The 18,484-nt window shown below is 40.9% G+C and carries 11 protein-coding genes, 1 tRNA gene and 1 pseudogene; 9 read left to right on the forward strand and 4 right to left on the reverse strand.

All coding sequences use genetic code 11. The features are described from left to right. The first annotated feature begins 187 nt into the window (after positions 1-187). Positions 188-1,036: a helix-turn-helix domain-containing protein gene (locus ACQFX9_RS27005; RefSeq protein WP_427159621.1), complete on the forward strand. Its 849-nt coding sequence runs from the start codon at positions 188-190 to the stop codon at positions 1,034-1,036. Positions 1,037-1,290: 254 nt separating this feature from the next. Here the strand turns inward: ACQFX9_RS27005 and ACQFX9_RS27010 are convergent, their stop codons facing one another. Further along, positions 1,291-3,543: an FdhF/YdeP family oxidoreductase gene (locus ACQFX9_RS27010; protein WP_427159622.1), complete on the reverse strand. Its 2,253-nt coding sequence runs from the start codon at positions 3,541-3,543 to the stop codon at positions 1,291-1,293. A 196-nt stretch (positions 3,544-3,739) separates the two neighbouring features. Here ACQFX9_RS27010 and ACQFX9_RS27015 point away from each other — a divergent pair. The 3 genes and pseudogenes from ACQFX9_RS27015 (at position 3,740) to ACQFX9_RS27025 (ending at position 4,988) form a co-directional block, all read left to right on the forward strand. Continuing rightward, positions 3,740-3,811: transfer RNA gene (locus tag ACQFX9_RS27015), tRNA-Thr, on the forward strand. 129 nt (positions 3,812-3,940) lie between these two features. Next, positions 3,941-4,120 (forward strand): annotated as a pseudogene (locus tag ACQFX9_RS27020) (IS701 family transposase); the annotation flags it as partial. Between the two features lie 394 nt (positions 4,121-4,514). Beyond that, positions 4,515-4,988, forward strand: a complete 474-nt coding sequence (locus tag ACQFX9_RS27025; RefSeq protein WP_427159623.1) for a DUF4168 domain-containing protein — start codon at positions 4,515-4,517, stop codon at positions 4,986-4,988. 293 nt (positions 4,989-5,281) lie between these two features. Here ACQFX9_RS27025 and ACQFX9_RS27030 read toward each other — a convergent pair whose 3' ends face one another. Together ACQFX9_RS27030 and ACQFX9_RS27035 are read right to left on the reverse strand one after the other, a co-directional pair. Continuing rightward, a complete protein-coding gene (locus ACQFX9_RS27030; RefSeq protein WP_427159624.1) occupies positions 5,282-5,725 on the reverse strand; it encodes a hypothetical protein in 444 nt (147 codons plus the stop codon). 339 nt (positions 5,726-6,064) lie between these two features. Next, positions 6,065-9,106: a valine--tRNA ligase gene (locus tag ACQFX9_RS27035; RefSeq protein WP_427159625.1), complete on the reverse strand. Its 3,042-nt coding sequence runs from the start codon at positions 9,104-9,106 to the stop codon at positions 6,065-6,067. A gap of 392 nt (positions 9,107-9,498) precedes the next feature. Here ACQFX9_RS27035 and ACQFX9_RS27040 point away from each other — a divergent pair, with 392 nt between their 5' ends. Further along, positions 9,499-10,368, forward strand: a complete 870-nt coding sequence (locus ACQFX9_RS27040; RefSeq protein WP_427159626.1) for an Rpn family recombination-promoting nuclease/putative transposase — start codon at positions 9,499-9,501, stop codon at positions 10,366-10,368. Between the two features lie 47 nt (positions 10,369-10,415). Here ACQFX9_RS27040 and ACQFX9_RS27045 read toward each other — a convergent pair whose 3' ends face one another. Continuing rightward, a complete protein-coding gene (locus ACQFX9_RS27045) occupies positions 10,416-11,375 on the reverse strand; it encodes a putative 2-dehydropantoate 2-reductase (RefSeq protein WP_427159627.1) in 960 nt (319 codons plus the stop codon). A 162-nt stretch (positions 11,376-11,537) separates the two neighbouring features. Here ACQFX9_RS27045 and ACQFX9_RS27050 point away from each other — a divergent pair, with 162 nt between their 5' ends. The 4 genes from ACQFX9_RS27050 (at position 11,538) to ACQFX9_RS27065 (ending at position 18,345) form a co-directional block, all read left to right on the forward strand. After that, entirely contained in the window at positions 11,538-11,939 is a 402-nt protein-coding gene (locus ACQFX9_RS27050; RefSeq protein ID WP_103137125.1) for a fasciclin domain-containing protein, read from the forward strand. Between the two features lie 204 nt (positions 11,940-12,143). Next, a complete protein-coding gene (locus ACQFX9_RS27055) occupies positions 12,144-12,479 on the forward strand; it encodes a hypothetical protein (protein WP_427159628.1) in 336 nt (111 codons plus the stop codon). A gap of 113 nt (positions 12,480-12,592) precedes the next feature. Next, entirely contained in the window at positions 12,593-14,554 is a 1,962-nt protein-coding gene (locus tag ACQFX9_RS27060; RefSeq protein WP_427159629.1) for an ATP-binding protein, read from the forward strand. 308 nt (positions 14,555-14,862) lie between these two features. Then, positions 14,863-18,345: an eCIS core domain-containing protein gene (locus ACQFX9_RS27065; protein ID WP_427159630.1), complete on the forward strand. Its 3,483-nt coding sequence runs from the start codon at positions 14,863-14,865 to the stop codon at positions 18,343-18,345. Positions 18,346-18,484: the final 139 nt, after the last annotated feature.

Raw genomic sequence — 18,484 nt, forward strand, 5'->3', positions numbered from 1 at the left:
TCACAAAACTTGATGCAAAAATTATTCTGGAATAACTAAAAAAGGTTAATATTTCCCGATTAGAATTTCTCATTAAAATTAAAATCAGTTAAACCCCTTACTATTTTAGTCAAAAGTAATATTATTTACTTTGGTTCAGTAGTCTCACTGGTGAATAGTCAACATTAGCTAAAACTAGGAGCATACCATGACGCTATTAAGTCAAGCACAACAAGAGAAGCTACTTGAAATAAGTAGAGATTTACGAAAAATCAGAGAGGAGAAATCTATACGTATAGAAGAAGTAGCTATAAAAACCAATATTCGATTAGCATTTCTCAAAGCTTTAGATGCAGGCTATTTTGAAGAATTACCAGAACCCATATACATCCAAGGTTTTATCCGTCGTTATGCAGATATTCTGGGGTTGGATGGTAGTGCGATCGCCAATTCGTTTAATGTTAATGCTTCGTCATCTCCAGAGTCGCCTAAAGATGTAAACTTAAAACACGAAGATACCACTGTAGACAAAAAGCCTAAAATTCGCATACCTCTTTTTGTTCCTTATATTGTGTTGATAGGTGTTGCTTGTACTGGGTTAATTTACATACTTAATCCTAAACTCATAGCTGAATCATCAGCAAGCAAAAAAGGCTCATCATCTACTCAGGTAGAACAAGTCTCCCCATCATCTCAAGAATCTCCATCATCAGATCAAACTGTCGCTGACACACCCGCACCTATAACTACAGCTTCACCGCTTTTACCTGAAATTACCAATAATTCCAATCTGAAAATTACTTTAGAACTCCAAGGCGAATCATGGTTACAAGTCAAAGCAGACGGTAAAACGGAGTTTGTCGGTAATTTAAGCAAAGGAGAACGCCGGACTTGGGTAGCGCAAAAAGAGTTGACTGTGCGTTCTGGTAACGCTGGTGCTGTATTAGTCGCTGTAGATAACCAACCCGCACAACCCCTGGGAGGACAAGGAGAAGTTAAACAGGTAACATATAGTGCGGAGAATAATAGTGAACAGTCAACTGTCAATAGTCAATAGTCAATAGGGAACAGGGAACAGGGAACAGGGAACAGGCTTCCTCCGTGAGCGTCAGCCGAACGGGAACAGGGAACAGAATCTTGTCTTTTGAATTTTGAATTGATTACTCATTACTCATTACTCATGAGTTATTGAATATGGGGTTTTTCTTCTTATGCTTTCTACTCCTGCTTCCGTTTTTTCAACGGAATAGGAAAATGAGTTTTTAGTCTCTTTTCGATTTTTCCCACATTCTCTAATACAGGAGGAAACTGTCAACAATCGCCGACTGTAATGCAAACCGGCACTCTTTTATAAGCAGGCGTGCCACTTTGTGGGTCAATTTTTGCTGTAAATAAGACATTAGCTTCAGGATAAAACATGAAAGCTACACCTTCACGAATTGCTCCACAAATAATCTCAATATTGTCTAATTTTCCCTTATCACCTTTGACTGTAACTCTTTGATGTTCCTGAAATCCTGCTTTTTTTACATCCAAGGGATTCATTAAAATACAGTGCCGATGGGGCATTCCTCGATACTTATCTTCACTACGATAAACTACAGTATTATGTTGACCGTAACTGCGCCCTGTACCCAAAATAACCACAATTCCTGGCTGATTTTCTCTGAGTCCAAAGGCTGCTTTAGTTGGTATAGATAATTGTGGTAAAGGTGTCACAAACATCTGTGCTTTACCATCCGATGTCGGAAAATTTGGTTGTTCTAAAATTCGCCCTTCAATCAGAAATTCTTGTTTTGTTTGGTCAATTGTGCCAATTTTTTGATAACCAGGGATGGTTTTAGCAATCAACTCTCTGACATAAACTGTATCTTGGAGTCTCCGCCAATTTATAGGGGTTTCACCATGTAACCGATGAGCAATTTCTGTGATTAATTCTATTTCTGAAATCAAGTCAGCATTCGGTGGTTGCAAATGACTTTTACCTTCATCATTTAACCTCACAAAGTTATTACCTGATTCCGTTGTGGTTTTGTGAGGATTTTCAAAGCGATTAAATACAGGTAAGATTAAAGTGTGTTTTTTACCTAATCCGTGAAAATGTCCTAAATTTGGCTTAGTAGATATATAAAAAATAGTTTCTATTTGCGATAAGGCCTGTTTTGCTTGCTGCAAATCGGGGTTAGCTGCATAGAGATTTCCACCTAAACATAATAGTGTATCTATCTTGCCTAATTCTGCGGCTGTGATTAAGTCACGGGTATGATAACCAGGAGTTTCATTGAGGGGTTTTCCTAATAGTTGAGATAGTGCTTGTTTGATTTCTTCCCGCAAATTGACGGTGACACCCATTGAACCAAATCCCTGCACGTTAGAATGACCCCGAATAGGCATTGTCCCGGCACCAACTTTACCCGCGTTACCTGTGATTAAGGCTGTATTAGCAATACTAAAAATATTGTCTACACCGTTAGCTTGTTGAGTTATGCCCATTGCCCAAGCAAAAACTACACGGTCTGATTTACCAATTATATAAGCTGTGGCTGTAATTTCTTCTTGAGATATACCGCAGGTGTTAGTTATGTCATCCCAAGATAAATTATTGGCGTAGTCGATAATTTTTTGCCAATCATTTGTATAAGCTTGTAAATATTCTGTTTTGATTAAATTGTGTTCAATTAAAGACTTTTGCAACCCCACAAATAATGCTACATCACTACCAGGAATTGGTTGCAAATATAGAGAAGATATATCAGAACCACCTGTGAGCAAAGACTTGATGGGGAATGCAGGAGAGGCGAATTTAACTAAACCGATTTCAACTTGAGGATTAATAATAATCACTTTCCCGCCTCTTTCCCGTAATTGAATTAATTCATTCATGAGTCGGGGATGGTTGGCGGGTGCGTTAGAGCCGATTAAAACAATACAATCACTGTGTTTGAGGTTTTCTAGGCTCACCATTGATGTACCTGAACCAAAAACCTTTTTCAAACCCACAGTTGAAGGTGCGTGACACAAATCGGAACAGTCTGCTAGGTGATTACTACCGAGCGATCGCATGAATAATTGTAATAAATAAGCCGCCTCATTAGATGAGCGTCCAGAACTATAACTGGCAATGCGGGCTGGTGGTAAATTAAAAGCTTGCGTAGCGATATGATAAACTTCTTCCCAGCTAAGGCGTTGATAATGAGACGAACCTGATTTGAGAATCACAGGATAAGTTAATCTACCCAAGCGATCGCACTCTTGAGAAGTCAGTTGTTGTAGTTCACTAATACTATATTCTGTGAAAAAATCTGGTTTAATTCCGGGCTGTAATTCGGCGGCGATCGCCTCTACACTTTTAGCACAGCGTTGTAAATATTCTCCCGCTTCATTAACAAATCCCCCCTTCTGTCCACCCGTACCCCAAGCACAAGATAAACACGCACTTTTATGATTCAGAGTTTGCCATAATTTTAAGCCCTGGGGTGAGAGAGTTTGTTCAACCCAATACTGAATCACAGGAAAACCACCGCCAGCCAGAGAGTCAGAACTGCTTTGAGATAAGTTATCCATAGTTAGCTCCATCTCAACTCACTTTATTCACTATATTTACATAGTCCCACCTTGAGAACATGGGGGAGTCTATGGTGACATCGCTTTGCTCTGAATTCAAATCACCTTACTGTTTCGTAAGAAAAAACACTAGACAAATAATTTCCTTGTGATATAATTAGAAATCGGTGAGTGACTTAAACAAAGTCTCTAGCCTGCCAGCATAGCACAGTGGTAGTGCATCCGACTTGTAATCGGAAGGTCGCAGGTTCAAATCCAGCTGCTGGCTTTATTGATCGCGCGTAAAACCCCATCCCCTTGTGGGTGGGGCGGTTGACGGTGAGCCAGTACGTTGGGTGGGTTTCCCGACTTGTTCGCAGAGCGTTCCCGTAGGGTAGCAACTGGCTAACCCGCAAGGGTTAGAGATAGTCAAGCCATCAGAACACACATATTTTGTTCACTTCAAGCATTTGTTAGGTTAGAAAAAATGCGCTCCCTCAACATAATTTCTAATGAGTATGAAGTACAGAAAAACCTATTTACTTTAGTTGTGCGCGACTACTTTATGGGCAATTTTACTAATGCCTCTGCTGCTTAAACCACATAGATTAGTTTTTTTTGTCAATGCGTAACTCCTATATAAAAATCATATAGGATTCCTATTTGATTTTTGAAATGATTTGCGTAGGTAGGGAACAGGGAACAGGGAACAGGGAACAGGAAAAGAAGTAACAGAGGTGTACCGAGTTTTTTCAGGAATCAAAGCGGATTCCTATATTTGATTTGCAAAAAACTCAGTACATCTTCGTTCCCTCTTTTCCTATTCTCTGTTCCTCCGAAGTTCTGAACGGAGGAAACCTCCGCTCAGACTTCTCTCCGTTCCCCGTTACCTAAGATTAATATGGGAGTAAGTACAGTTTTGTGGAACTTATTGCCCCTCAAATAATTCAAAGTTACTTAAATCATCATGCCGTGGTTCTGTGTCAGGTCTTATGGAGTCTATTAATAATTGGTTTTTCCCAAAAATTCTGCACAAGAGAATAACTCATAGCTTATTCTTGGGATTGATAACTGCTACTAGTTTGTTCGTCAGTACATGGAATACAAAAGCTCTGGCACAAAATCTCTCAGTTAGTAACAATGAGATTGTGAGCTATGCTCAGGCTTTATTGGCGATAGAACCTGTGCGTCAACAAGCTTTTAGAGAAATTAAAAGAATCATTGGTAGTGGAAATATTCCGCAAATAGTTTGTAATGAACCTGATAGTATAAATAGCTTGCCTAAACAAGAAGCTAGAGATGTCGCCAGAAATTACTGTACAAATTCTCAAGAAATTGTTGAAGATAAAGGTCTGACTATTGAGCGATTCAATAGAATTACCGTGGAAATTTCTAGGAATAATGGCTTGAAAAAACGGGTTTATGATCAATTACTCCAACTTCAGCAAAGAAAATCTCTCTCTTAAGATTAAAGATGAGACTTTGCTAACAATTTATCTAATACCAATTCAAAACAGTTGGAGATTTAAACCCCAAATCAACTGATATTGCGTGCGGACAAGGGGTCTTAAACCCTTGAATTTAGGATAAAGGGTTCAGAATCCAAAATCCAAAACTTGTACTGAGCTTGCCGTTCGCGGAGCGTCTCGAAGAGAAGTATCCAAAATCCACAATTGTTTTATCTACCTACTTTTCTGTTCCCTATTCCCTGACTATATCTCAATCAAAATTTATATTTTGTATTAAAACTTAATCTGACTTAGGAACCACTACTGATATCTTTTTGAGTACCATTCCTATCACGTTTTAGACTTTCTTCTAGGGCTTGAATTTGTTCGCGACGCGCTTCTAATTCTAGTGTGCGGCGGGCTAAATCTTGATTTTGTAAAGTTAGAGATTGTCGCCATTCTTCGGCTCTTTCTGTCTCTTGTTGTAAAAATTCTGGAGTGATACCTGAAGAAAGATAAGTTTGCACTAAATTTAGCACCCAGTCACAAGCATCTTCTAAACGTTCAATTTCACCTGTGGGTGAAAGCTCGACTAACACAAGCAATCTTTCACTCATGGTATGACTTTTACCCATTAAAATCAAAGCTTCTTCTGGGATAATTGTCCAGAGATAATCTTCTTCTTGGCGTGCTAATAGACGTAGATGATACTGGTCTAAAAATTCGTTTTTATGTACTTGGGCAAGATATCGCATAGCATTTTGGGTTTTAAGGGTGTAATACCAATTAAAAATTCAAAATTCGTCTTGGAAAGTTTGCTCAACGGGGGGAACCCCCGCACGCAACTTTCCGCAAAATTCAAAATTAAGCAAGTGAGAATCAGCCTACTTTTTAGCTTTTGCACCTGTATCAAGTTTTTGTGAATTGGGGTGAGGGTGTAAGGGATGATTAATACCAAATTGGAATAAGTAGTATTGTGATGAGTTTCTGGAACAGCCTCTGAATCTCGGTTTTCAATCCAAAATCCAAAATCCAAAATCCCAAATTGGGATTTTGGTATTTTTCATTACCCCTATACCCTTATACCCTTAAATTTATGCTAAACCACGCAGGCGATCGCGTAAAATTTCCGCTTGTTTTTCGGCTTCGGCTAAAGCGTCTCTGGCTGCTTGGACAACATCGGGTCTAGCTTTATCAACAAAGTTGGCGTTGCTTAACCTACCTTTGAGAGATTGGGCTTCAGCTTCCACTTTACTCAAGCTTTTCTCTAGCTTGGCGCGCATGGCTTCTATATCCACAACGCCATCTAAAGGTATAACTACCTGGACTGTACCAATTACACCCGCAATGGCTTTTTCTGGTTCTTGGGCTGATGGTGGTTCTTGTGCTACAGCAGTCTTTGCTGTGGTGGGTGGGAAGAACTGCGCCCAGAATTTTTGTCTGGCTTTAGCTGACAATAAAGTGGTGACAACAAACCAGGCGGTATAGCCTAAACCAACCATTTCAAAGAAAATACCCAGGACGGGAACATCATCTATGGTATCGCCTACGGCTATGGCAAGACGGAAGAATATGAAACCAACGACAAGCCAAACAATTGTTCGCCAGTTACTTTTGGTTTGTGGCTGGATGGTGGTTTGGGGTTGGGTTTCTCCACTGATGGTCAAATTCTCTACCTTAGCTAAATCTTGGATGTAAGATTGTCCAGCCGTGAGAATTTCTCGCTCTTGGGGATTTTCTGACTGTAAATTGGCGGTGACTTTCACCCCTGGCTTGACTTCCGCCTCGGCGCGTAAATTGCGGATAGTGCGGATAGTCCCAATTAATAGTTCAAACTGTGCTTCTAAGCTGGGGTTAATTAAGCTTGTATCGGCTTTGGGATATGCCTGTAAAGCTAAAGTTTGCTGAGAACCTTCTGGTTGTTGGGTGAGAGTTTGCCAAATCTCTTCGGTGATGTGGGGCATAAAGGGATGTAGTAGCTTTAATATCCCTTCAAGTACATAGGCGAGAGTTTGTTGGGCAACTCGACGCGAGGCTGGGTCGGCATTTTTTTGCAGTCGGGATTTGACTAACTCAATATACCAGTCGCAAAAATCACCCCAAATGAATTCATAAATTCCCTTAGCTGCTTCCCCTAAACCGTAGTTATCGATGTAGTGAGTGGTTTGTTGGATAACTTGATGATAGCGGGAAAGAATCCAGCGATCGCTCAATTCTAGGGATTGGGGATTGGGGATTGGGGATTGGGAATTCCCAGTACCTAGTCCCAGTTCCCCAGTTCCCAGTCCGTCGAGATTCATCATTACAAATCTGGCGGCGTTCCACAATTTGTTAGCAAAGTTGCGGGAAGCTTCTACTGATGATGATTCATCTTTTTTGCGATCGTATTCTAACCGGATATCTTGACCAGCACCGGCGACTTCCTTAACTAAGGTGTAACGTAGGGCATCTGTGCCATATTTATCAATCAGTAACAATGGATCAATTCCATTGTTAGCTGACTTCGACATCTTTTTATTATTTTCATCCCTCACCAAACCGTGAATGTAAACAGTTTGGAAGGGCATTGTCTCAGTAAAATGACCAGCCATCATAGTCATTCTGGCTACCCAGAAAAAGATGATATCAAACCCTGTAACTAGGGTTGTTGTGGGGTAGTAAGTGGCTAAATCTTGGGTTTTTTCCGGCCAGCCTAAAGTTGAAAATGGCCATAATCCTGAAGAAAACCAAGTATCTAATACATCTGGGTCTTGTTCCAGTTGCACATTCTCCCCAAATTGGGCTTTAGCTTTCTCCCAGGCTTCCTCTGTTGATTTAGCGACAATAAAGGGGGTAGTATCGGTGATTTGTCCGTCGGTTTCACTCACCGCATACCAAGCCGGGATTTGATGACCCCACCATAATTGACGAGAAATACACCAATCTCTCAAGCTTACCAACCAATCACGGTAAACCTTTGTCCAACGTTGGGGGACAAATTCGGGGGTGTTTTTCTGGTCGAGAAAATCTAAAGCTTTATCCGCCATTGGGCGAATTTTCACAAACCACTGAGTAGACAGTAAAGGCTCAATGGGAACTTTACCGCGATCGCTATAAGGAACGGTATGCTTATAATCTTCTACTTTTACTAATACACCGTCAGCTTCTAAGCGTGCAATTACATTTTTTCTGGCTACAAAGCGGTCTTGTCCTTGAAACTCCCCAGCATTGGCGTTGAGTGTGCCATCTTTATTCAAAATGTTAATAAACGGCAGATTGTGACGTTTACCCATTTCAAAGTCGTTGGGGTCATGGGCGGGAGTCACCTTCACACAGCCCGTTCCGAAACTGGGGTCTACTAACTCATCACCAATGATGGGAATTTCCCGTTGCATAATGGGCAGAGTCAAAGTTTTCCCAATTAGGTGTTGATATCTTTCATCATTAGGATTTACAGCTACACCCGTATCACCCAGCATAGTTTCCGGTCGAGTCGTCGCCACTTCTACATAACCAGAACCATCACTCAGGGGGTAACGGAAATGCCAAAGATTACCCTCAACCTCTTTATTTTCTACCTCAACATCAGACACCGCCGACTGAGAAGCCGGACACCAGTTAACTAAATATTCACCGCGATAAATTAACCCCTCATTGTAGAGACTGACAAAGGCTTCTACCACAGCTTTAGATAAACCTTCATCCAGGGTAAATCTCTCCCGTGACCAGTCTACCGACACACCCAAACGGCGTAGCTGATTAACAATTGTTCCTCCTGACTCCGCCTTCCATTTCCAAGCACGTTCTAGAAATTGGTCGCGTCCCAACTCATAGCGAGTTTTCCCCTCAGCTTTGAGTTGTTTTTCTAGAATCGTGTGAACAGCAATACTGGCGTGGTCAGTTCCAGGTAGCCACAGGGTATTTCTTCCCTGCATTCGGTGGTAACGTACTAGCGCATCAATCAACGCACTCTCAAAGGCGTGACCCATATGCAAACTACCAGTAACGTTAGGCGGCGGAATTACCACACAATAAGGTTCACCACCATGATTGGGGTCAGCTTTGTAGACTTGGTTGTCTTCCCAGAATTTTTGCCACTTCGCTTCAGTAGAAAAAGGGTCATACAAACTGGGAAGATTCGGTATAGTTGCGGTCATTCTGGGAAATTTACGTTTGAAGGACTATTAAATTTTGCCACAGGAATGAGGAATGAGGACTGGGGATTGGGGATTGGGGACTGGGGACTGGGGACTGGGGATTGGGGATTGGGGATTGGGAACTGGGGAGATCGCTGTTTTCATACTCATCCCAGTTTTATTATCTAATACCAAATTGGGAGAGGTAGTATTGTTTCGAGATTCTGGAACAGTCTAAGAATCTAGGCTTTTAATCCAAAATCCAAAACTTGTACTGAGCTTGTCGTTCGCGGAGCGTCTCGAAGAGAAGTATCCAAAATCCAAAATTGGTATAAGCGATACATCCAATGGGCTATACCTACGTATCTATTCAGCGTAAAATAAATGTCCGCACCAAAGTAAATCGATAAATAATGCCAAAACCCGCAGATACCAGCACTAAAAAACTCATTAGTCTTGCACCTGATAATTGGGTGCGATGGGTGACAAATATACCCAATATTCAAGCAGGGGAAATTTTATCTGGGGAATTTCAATGGATTAGTCGGGAAAGTGATGTTTTAATCCGGGCGAGAAGTCCAGAATTAGGAGAATTTCTCGTATTAAATGAATTACAGTTACGTTACACAAACAAAATGCCTCGGCGAGTGCGTGCTTACACAGCATTAGCAGAAGAAAAATATGAATTACCAACCTATCCGGTTTTAATTAATATCTTACCAACGGGTGATGTGGAAATACCCACAAGTTTTACATCAAATATTTATGGTTTAAGAGCAATTCAGGATTACCGGGTAATTAACTTGTGGGAAGTAGATGTTAACATTCCGTTTCAACAACCCTTACCATCATTATTACCGTTTGTGCCGATTCTACAAGGGGGCAATGATGAATCTATAATTAGGGAAGCATTACAAATTTTGCGTCGGGATGAAGACTTAAACCAGTTGGAAACGGTTTTAGCCTTTTTTGCTACCTTTGTATTAGAGAGTGCCGTTGTTCAAGAGATTATGAGGTGGGATATGGGAGTTCTACGGGAGTCACCTTGGTATCAAGAAATATTACGAGAGGGTGAAGCACGCGGTGAAGCACGCGGTGAAGCACGCGGTGAGATCAAGGGAATCATTCGCAGTATCGAAATGAGTTTAGAAGCAAAATTTGGGAGTCAAGGACTAGAGTTAATGTCCCGAATTTCCCCAATTAAAGATTTGGAACAATTGCAGCAAATTTTTCGGACTGTGCTTTTAGCAAATTCTGTTGATGAAATACAACAAATTTTATAGCACTGGAACAACTGGCATATTTTTTCTGTAGAGTGTATGTTGACTCTTCACTTTTGATTTCTGGCATCTATAAATTTTAACTGGTGGTAGAGACAGCTGATTTTTGCTAAATCTAATCCCAGGGATTGGGCTGTTCTTAGTGGATTCCCGATAATTGCTTCTATTTCTAAGGGACGGCGTTCATCATGGTCGATTTTCATGCTGGTGCGGTATGGGGTCATCTTGACGGTGTAATCTAGCATGGTTTGAATAAAGCTATCAAGAATGTTTCGCCCCATACTCTTCGCCCCTGCTGTCACTTCATACATGATTTCTTCTACTAATGTGCTGGTGTGGGGATTTGCCATTAATTCGTTTGTGCTGGCGTTGAGAATGACGGATAATCCGTTGTAGGGAATATTCCACACGAGTTTTTTCCACCTGGCTAGTAATAAATCTTCAGCCAATTCCATTCCAATTCCAGCGTTTTGAAAGTCGTCAGCGATTTGCTGCATTCTCTGGGTGATTCCTGCTTGAGAATATGCGGGGAGATATTCCCCTAAAGTGATGTGTCCGTAGTCTAAATGTCGGATATGTCCTAAACCTACTTTATTGGAACACAGGAAGCATAAACCGCCGATTACATGAACGTTTGGCAGAATTTGGGTGATTTCTTCTTCTACACCCAAACCATTCTGTAATACTAAAACTACACCATCATCTTTAACTACCGGCGGTAATAATTGGGGTAGTAGATGGTTTTGCGTGGTTTTCAGTGCGACTACTACCACATCGCATGGTGGCATTTTGTTGACATCGTTGTAGGCGTTGACTTGGGGAAGGGTAAAGTCGCCGTCTTTAGACTCGATGATTAAACCATGCTGGCTAACGTGTTCATAGTCACTCTTAACTAAAAAGTGAACATCTAAACCCGCTTTTTGCAGTTTTGCGCCGTAAAATCCACCTAATGCACCAGTGCCTATGATGGCATACTTGCGATCGCCTAGCATAGTTTGCTGTCCACTCATAATTTTTCACCTCAGATTTGCTGATGATTATCATAGGGCAGTGTCTCAAAACTCACTGCACTGGAACTGTAATTAACTGTCAGTTAATAATATTTCTTTTAATAAAAATTCAATTTGTTTCACTTTAATTTAAAATTCTTTGCAGGAGATAAGGTGAAAAACATGGCTGATATTGTTGATATTGCTGTAAGTGCTGGTGCTTTTAACACTCTAGTAACTGCTGTACAAGCGGCAGGTTTAGTAGAAACATTAAAAAGTCCAGGGCCTTTTACTGTTTTTGCCCCTAATGATGATGCTTTTGCCAAATTACCACCAGGAACTATCCAAACTTTGGTGCAGAATATCCCTCAATTAACTAGAATTCTCACGTTTCATGTCGTACCAGGAAAGCTGAAACAGGCTGATTTAGCCAAACTGGGGACAGTCACATCTGTTGAAGGTTCACCTATCAAGATTGACTGTTCTGATGGTTTTGAGGTCAAAAATGCCACAGTGTTAGCAGCAGATATCGAAGCTGATAACGGAGTAATTCACGTCATTGATACGGTGATTTTGATGGGCTAATCATTGTCTAGGTGGGCATTACCCACCTCCAAAATATTGCTCAACTATTGGTGAATACTTATTACAAGCATAGTTAAACACTTATGTATTTTAATTTATGTTAAATATATGCAGCAGTATTTACTTTAGATATATGCTGAATTAAGTTGATATATCTAAAAATAGATTAAGTTTTTAGATGCCAACATTATCCCAACAAAATTAATGCTTGATTTTCATCACTTAGCTGAGTTCTCTCGTCATAACTGTATTGGTATTTGCGCGTTTCTCATTCCAGCCAATTTACTAGCTACATTGTTAACAATTATTTTGGCTGTCATCGGTCGCTCCAATTTTCAAGTTTTCCTAGCTGCTATTGTTGCCAGTATTTTCGCCGCCTTCATGATGCTACACGTACATAGTTGGTCTATCGTTGGTGTAGTGATGTCTCCTACTTATATTTTGTCAGGGTTAGCAATTACCTGCTTACTCGCTAACGTAACAGCAATCATTTGGCCTAAGCGTCAACTTCCAACTTCCACCGTTTCCCACAATGTCTAAATAAAAGGGAGGCAGAGGCAAGTTTTTAGATATAATCAGTCTCTACCTTTACTTTGTATTGGTCGCAGTCAAAAATTAGAGGAGTAAGGAACAAGGGAGAAAAACCAGGATTAATGCAATGGCAAGAGGTTAACTATAGTTATTTGATGCGTGAACTAGATGTAGTTCGCAGCATACTAGAAAAAAATGCAGAGCATCAGGGAAATTCACCTGTAAAAACGGGTGATGGGAGTGTTTTTCCTGACCATGATTTGCGTGTATCATCCCTCAACAATCTTGCCCATATCTTTGGTTTGACAGATTTTGAACGAAGCGTTTTGCTCTTGTGCATGGGGATGGAATTAGACCCTAATTGGGGCTTGTTATGTGCTAATGCACAAGGTGGTTTGGGAAAACCATACCCAACTTTTATGTTAGCTACTGTAGCGTTGCCGCAACCAAATTGGCAGGCTTTGACACCTAATGCACCGTTGCGACGTTGGCAGTTAATCCAAATTGCTGAAGGTTCTGCCCTTAACTTGAGTCCATTACGAATTGATGAACGGATTTTGCATTACTTGTTGGGTTGGAACCATTTAGATCAACGGTTAGGCAGTGTGGTTAAGCCCTTGGCAGTGCAAAGTGTCTATAATGTTACCTCTCATCAGCAATTAGCAGAACAAGTAGCTACGGTTTGGGCAAATACCAAGAAAGAAACAGTTCTACCAATCATCCAATTATGTGGAAGTGAAGTAATTAGTAAGAAAGCGATCGCATCTACAGTTTGTCAGTTACTTAAACTCAATTTACACTGCATATCATCCAGCGCGATTGTTAACCTCCGCAACCACGAGATTAATGACTTATTGCGGTTGTGGGAGAGAGAATCCATGTTAACCAATAGCGCACTACTATTAGATTGTGATGAATTTAATAGTTCAGAGACAGCACAAGAAAATGCGATCGCTCGTTTAATTACTGATATCTCTAGTCCCTTAATTATCACTAGTCACGAACGCAGGCGAATTCCCCAGCATCCCCTAATTACCATAGAAGTACCTAAACCTAGTGCCGCCGAACAACGCGCCATCTGGCAAAATGCTTTAGGAGCAATAGCCACAACCCTAAATGGACAAGTAGAAACCCTAGTTTCCCACTTCAGTCTCAGTGCTACCACCATTCATACAGTTTGTGCCGAAGCGATCGCCAAGTCAACCATCAACCATCAACCATCAACCATCAACACCATCTTATGGGATACTTGCCGTTCCCAAGCGCGCACCCGTCTAGATGAATTAGCTCAACCTATTGAACCTGGTGCAAGCTGGGATGATTTAGTTTTACCAGAAGCACAACGCCAAGTTTTACGAGATATATCAGCTCATGTCCGACAACGAGCCAAAGTCTATGAACAATGGGGATTTGGTAACAAAGGCGGTAGAGGTTTAGGGATTAGTTCCTTATTTGCTGGTGCTAGTGGTACTGGTAAGACAATGGCAGCAGAAGTGATTGCTAATGAACTACGTTTAGATTTATATCGCATAGATTTAAGTCAGGTAGTCAGTAAATACATTGGCGAAACCGAGAAAAACTTGCGCCGAGTATTTGACGCAGCCGAAGCAGGGGGAGCAATTTTACTGTTTGATGAAGCAGATGCGATTTTTGGTAAGCGTAGCGAAGTCAAAGACAGTCACGATCGCCATGCCAATATTGAAGTAGGTTATCTACTGCAACGTATGGAATCTTATCGAGGTTTAGCAATTCTCACCACCAATTTAAAAACCTCATTAGATCAGGCATTTCTGCGCCGGATTCGGTTTATTGTCCAGTTCCCCTTCCCAGATGTCAACCAACGTGCTGAAATTTGGCAACGCATTTTTCCTTCGCAAACACCTACTCAGGGTCTAGAACCGGATAAACTAGCAAAATTAAATGTATCTGGTGGTAATATTCGCAACATTGCCCTTAATGCCGCCTTTTTGGCAGCCGATGCTGGGGAAACAGTGCAGATGAAACATATTTTACAAGCAGCTAAGAGTGAGTATGCTAAATTGGAACGCCAGTTAACAGATGCCGAGGTAAAAGGCTGGATTTAAGTAGAAAGAGTTGAAAAAACCCTTAATTTACTGAAAGATATTGTAGATAAACTTAGAGCTACTTTAATTAAATACATCATTTTTTATATAAAAACTAGGTTCAAGAGTGGTTTTTGCTAGCAATATCCTGGTAATATAAAGCAAAATTTCTCACTAGTACAAATAGGCTGTAGATAAAGCAACCATCTCAAAAAATAGCCTGAACGCTTATTTTGTCGGCGTTATTTTTACCTCTACCTTCTCGTACTAGCGTTGAAAACAATGGGAAATTTCTACGCTGGCATCAAGATATCTGGAGGCTTGGGTAAATGCAACGCAGACAACACAAAACAACCACAACTGCTAATTACTCTGACACACCAGCACCGAATCAGTTCGCACCACGCCCCTTTATTGTCCAGACTCAAGCCGACACAGTTACCGCACAACAAAAAGACGCATCAGATATACAGGTAACTGAAGCACCAAAACTACAGATGAAACTGTCTTTTGGTGAATCTCAAGTAGTTCAGCGTCATCAGGAAGAAGATGAAGTACAGATGAAACCTGATGTCCAGCGTCATCAGGAAGAAGACGAAGTACAGATGAAACCTGATATTCAGCGTCATCAGGAAGAAGATGAAGCCATTCAAAGGCAAACAAATAATAGCGGTAGTTTCCAAGCAGATGGCAATCTAGAAAGCCGGATTCGCGGCAATCAAAGCGGTGGTCAACCTCTAGATGCAGGGGTACGCGCTTTTATGGAACCGCGCTTTGGTCATAGCTTTGCAGGTGTGCGTGTGCATACCAATAGCGAATCTGTACAGATGAACCAAGAATTACACGCCCAAGCCTTTACCAATGGTCAACACATTTACTTTAACGAAGGCAAATACAATCCAGGTTCGGATAGTGGCAAACAGTTGCTTGCCCATGAATTGACCCATACAATTCAGCAAACAGGCGGGAATGAGTTACAACGTCAACCACAGAGTAATTGTGGTGCTGCTTGTCAATGTCCTACTTGTGTACCTGTGAATCCCTTAATTCAAAGGCAGATTTCATTGATACATCCAGGCACACAGGATTTATTGAACCGCAAATTAACAGATGTGGTGCAAGCACATGGGATGAGTTGTCCATGTCCCAATTGCTGCACACCAGGGGTTCAAATTCAACGGCAAACAGAAGCAAAACACGGTGCAGGTTGCAGTTGTTCAATGTGCGCTAGCAAGATTCAGACAAAACTAACTGTAGGCGCACCAGGGGACAGATATGAGCAAGAAGCAGATAAAATTGCCGCCCAAGTCATACGAATGCCTGAATCTCAACCCACAGATTCAATTCAACGCCATGAAGAGGAAGAACTAGCACAGACAAAACCGTTGGGTACTAAAATTACTCCTGTCGCGGTGCAACGGCATAATCAAGAAGAAGAACTGGCACAAACCAAAGCTGAATCTTCTACCATTACACCAACAATCCAAGCAACAACTATCTCAGGTATTATTCAGCGTCACGCTTCCTGGGAACATAAAATGTTGGGCGATGTTACCCCAGATGCCTTAGAAATTATGGGGGCAGGACGTAATGATTATAACGGTTTAGGTACGGCAACAGATGAGCAAGGAAATGCCATCCGTATTACCGAAGGTCTACATCAAGGACAGTACATTACCAGAGAAATGGTACTGCACACGATTGGACAAGAAATCAGACGATTAGAATACTTTAGAAATAGACCTCCGCAAGAGGCTTCTCCAGAAGAGGTAAATCGATTAAAAGACCAAGATGCAAATGATCGCGCTGAAGAAGCGTATCAACAAACAAGAAGTTATGCGGCCAGCTTGGCGGAATTTCAGGATGATAAAGCATGGCAAGTGCGACTGGTCAATGTACCTCTGCAAAACGGTCGATCAGAAGTAGTCACTTACGGTGAAATGAACACCTTAGCAGATATCTACGGTTCTGTAGATGAGCTACAACATACGAATCATGCTAATTTACACGGGGTCATACAAGGAATACGTCAAGAAAGTTTATTTAAATTCATGAAGCTGTATGAAGAGATATCTGGAACTACAAAATATCAAGACTTAGCAGCAGAAAAGAGAAAACAACAGTCAAAAGAAAAAGGCTCACATAACATCAGAAATACTGCACGTAAAGCATTAGATTACGATCCTAGTTATGAAGGCTTAGAATTTGAAGGTGCGATCGGGAATACGGGTAAAGGCAATGATTATGGCGAATTGAGTTTCATGGGTAAAATACCCGAAGAACAAGGGAAAGAAGCTTTAGCTCAAAAACCAGAGACATCTTATTTATCTGGTTTAGCCAGAAATGCTTGCCACTTTGCACCAGAAAGCTGGATTGCTTGGAGAGATTATCATGAAAAAGCAACAAACTTCGCTCAAAAAGCTTATTATTATCAAGAAATAGGTAAAGGATTGGGAGAGGTACTTAGACGTCTCTACCCAGATGACAGAGATTCTAAATCAGGTGAGCTTTTCCTCAAATCTAATGCACAGACAAATTTAGAGCAAAATCTTTATCCAAAAATAAAACAAGCAAAGTCTCAAGCAGCTAATTCAGCTAATCTGGCTTACTTAAATAATGGTTTTGGCGATCATTATTTGCAAGATTCTTATGCTGCGGGGCATTTGATTAATAAGACTCAGATTATGCAGTGGTATGTCAAATATATTGATCAAAAAGGTGAATGGGATTACCACAAAGATAAAAATTGGAGAAAATTACAAGACATGGCTTATAGCCAGCCAGGACTAGCTGATCGAGGACAATACGATAAAGCAGGCATCATCAGTGGTAATGTACAGGCCAGAAACCCCCAACACGTAGCAGATATGGAGGGAGATTGGAAAGCTAAACATGATGCTTTAGGTTTACAAGTGCCACAATCAATACAACGAGGCAGTAACTCTTATAAATTGCTTACTGAGTGGCAAGAAGCAATAGCTGAGAGAAACCTTGGTGCATCAATAAGGATTGATGAGTTAACCTATATATTCCACGGCGATTTATACAATACGAAGGCAGCACTAAGGCCTTTGTTGAAGGACGGAATAGTCAGATTTGCTAATTATAACACTAAGCAACGTGGCAAAGAAATTACACTTAATAGAGGTGAGTCTGCTAATGTACCAAAAGACAACAGGATAAGGCTTTATAAAACTACAGAAGTAGAGCTGCGAGAGAATTATAGACCAAGCACAAGTAAAGAGAAAAATTCAAACTTTTATTCTGCAATATCTGCAATAGACGAAGACAATCCACAACCAAATGAGTACCAAGATATGGTTAAAGGCGTTAACTATCAAGAATATCAAGAATTTATGAGAAGCGGCTTTATCCAAAAGAGTACGAATGCTTTACACGACTATTTCTGTAGGGAAGGCTTGGATGTGTATTCAGGAGACTCTCAGAAGGTATTCAAGGTATATGGCGATAATGCTATGTTGCAAAAAGGTAGTTCACAAGGCGTAAAACACTCTGCCCAAACTAGTAGAATGTCCGTAGAATCAATTGATGACATCATTGCTAACGGCGTAACTAATAAAACAACTGATGTAATTTTACGGCGATTCCCAGAGGGAGTGCGATGGCAAGGAGCAGAAATTTCTTTAGCTCAATGGCATAATGGCGGTGAGTTACAGAATTTCTGTAATGAGACGATATTCCCCAGTATGGCATGGGATGTCAAACAGAAGTTTGCACCAGGTGTGGTAGGCCATGATTTAGGAGTCATTTTTAGTGAAAATGATCAACCACATGGTGGTGAAGTTTTCTAGAAAAATGTAAAACAAGTATGGAATTGAAAAGCCACTAATGTCTTTTTGTTTTCTACAAGAAGACATGAATAATTGCTGCTAACTTAGTAAGGCGCAGCCTATCCATACTTCATTAATTTATTTATGTCGAGAGACTGTA

The organism is Aliinostoc sp. HNIBRCY26, assembly GCF_050235535.1.
Lineage (GTDB): Bacteria > Cyanobacteriota > Cyanobacteriia > Cyanobacteriales > Nostocaceae > Trichormus.

Coding starts and splice junctions, on each gene's coding strand:
- ACQFX9_RS27005 (WP_427159621.1), top strand. CDS start 188: ATGACGCTATTAAGTCAAGCACAACAAGAGAAGCTACTTGAAATAAGT.
- ACQFX9_RS27065 (WP_427159630.1), top strand. CDS start 14,863: ATGCAACGCAGACAACACAAAACAACCACAACTGCTAATTACTCTGAC.
- ACQFX9_RS27045 (WP_427159627.1), bottom strand. CDS start 11,375: ATGAGTGGACAGCAAACTATGCTAGGCGATCGCAAGTATGCCATCATA.
- ACQFX9_RS27060 (WP_427159629.1), top strand. CDS start 12,593: ATGCAATGGCAAGAGGTTAACTATAGTTATTTGATGCGTGAACTAGAT.
- ACQFX9_RS27010 (WP_427159622.1), bottom strand. CDS start 3,543: ATGGATAACTTATCTCAAAGCAGTTCTGACTCTCTGGCTGGCGGTGGT.
- ACQFX9_RS27040 (WP_427159626.1), top strand. CDS start 9,499: ATGCCAAAACCCGCAGATACCAGCACTAAAAAACTCATTAGTCTTGCA.
- ACQFX9_RS27055 (WP_427159628.1), top strand. CDS start 12,144: ATGCTTGATTTTCATCACTTAGCTGAGTTCTCTCGTCATAACTGTATT.
- ACQFX9_RS27050 (WP_103137125.1), top strand. CDS start 11,538: ATGGCTGATATTGTTGATATTGCTGTAAGTGCTGGTGCTTTTAACACT.
- ACQFX9_RS27035 (WP_427159625.1), bottom strand. CDS start 9,106: ATGACCGCAACTATACCGAATCTTCCCAGTTTGTATGACCCTTTTTCT.
- ACQFX9_RS27030 (WP_427159624.1), bottom strand. CDS start 5,725: ATGCGATATCTTGCCCAAGTACATAAAAACGAATTTTTAGACCAGTAT.
- ACQFX9_RS27025 (WP_427159623.1), top strand. CDS start 4,515: ATGGAGTCTATTAATAATTGGTTTTTCCCAAAAATTCTGCACAAGAGA.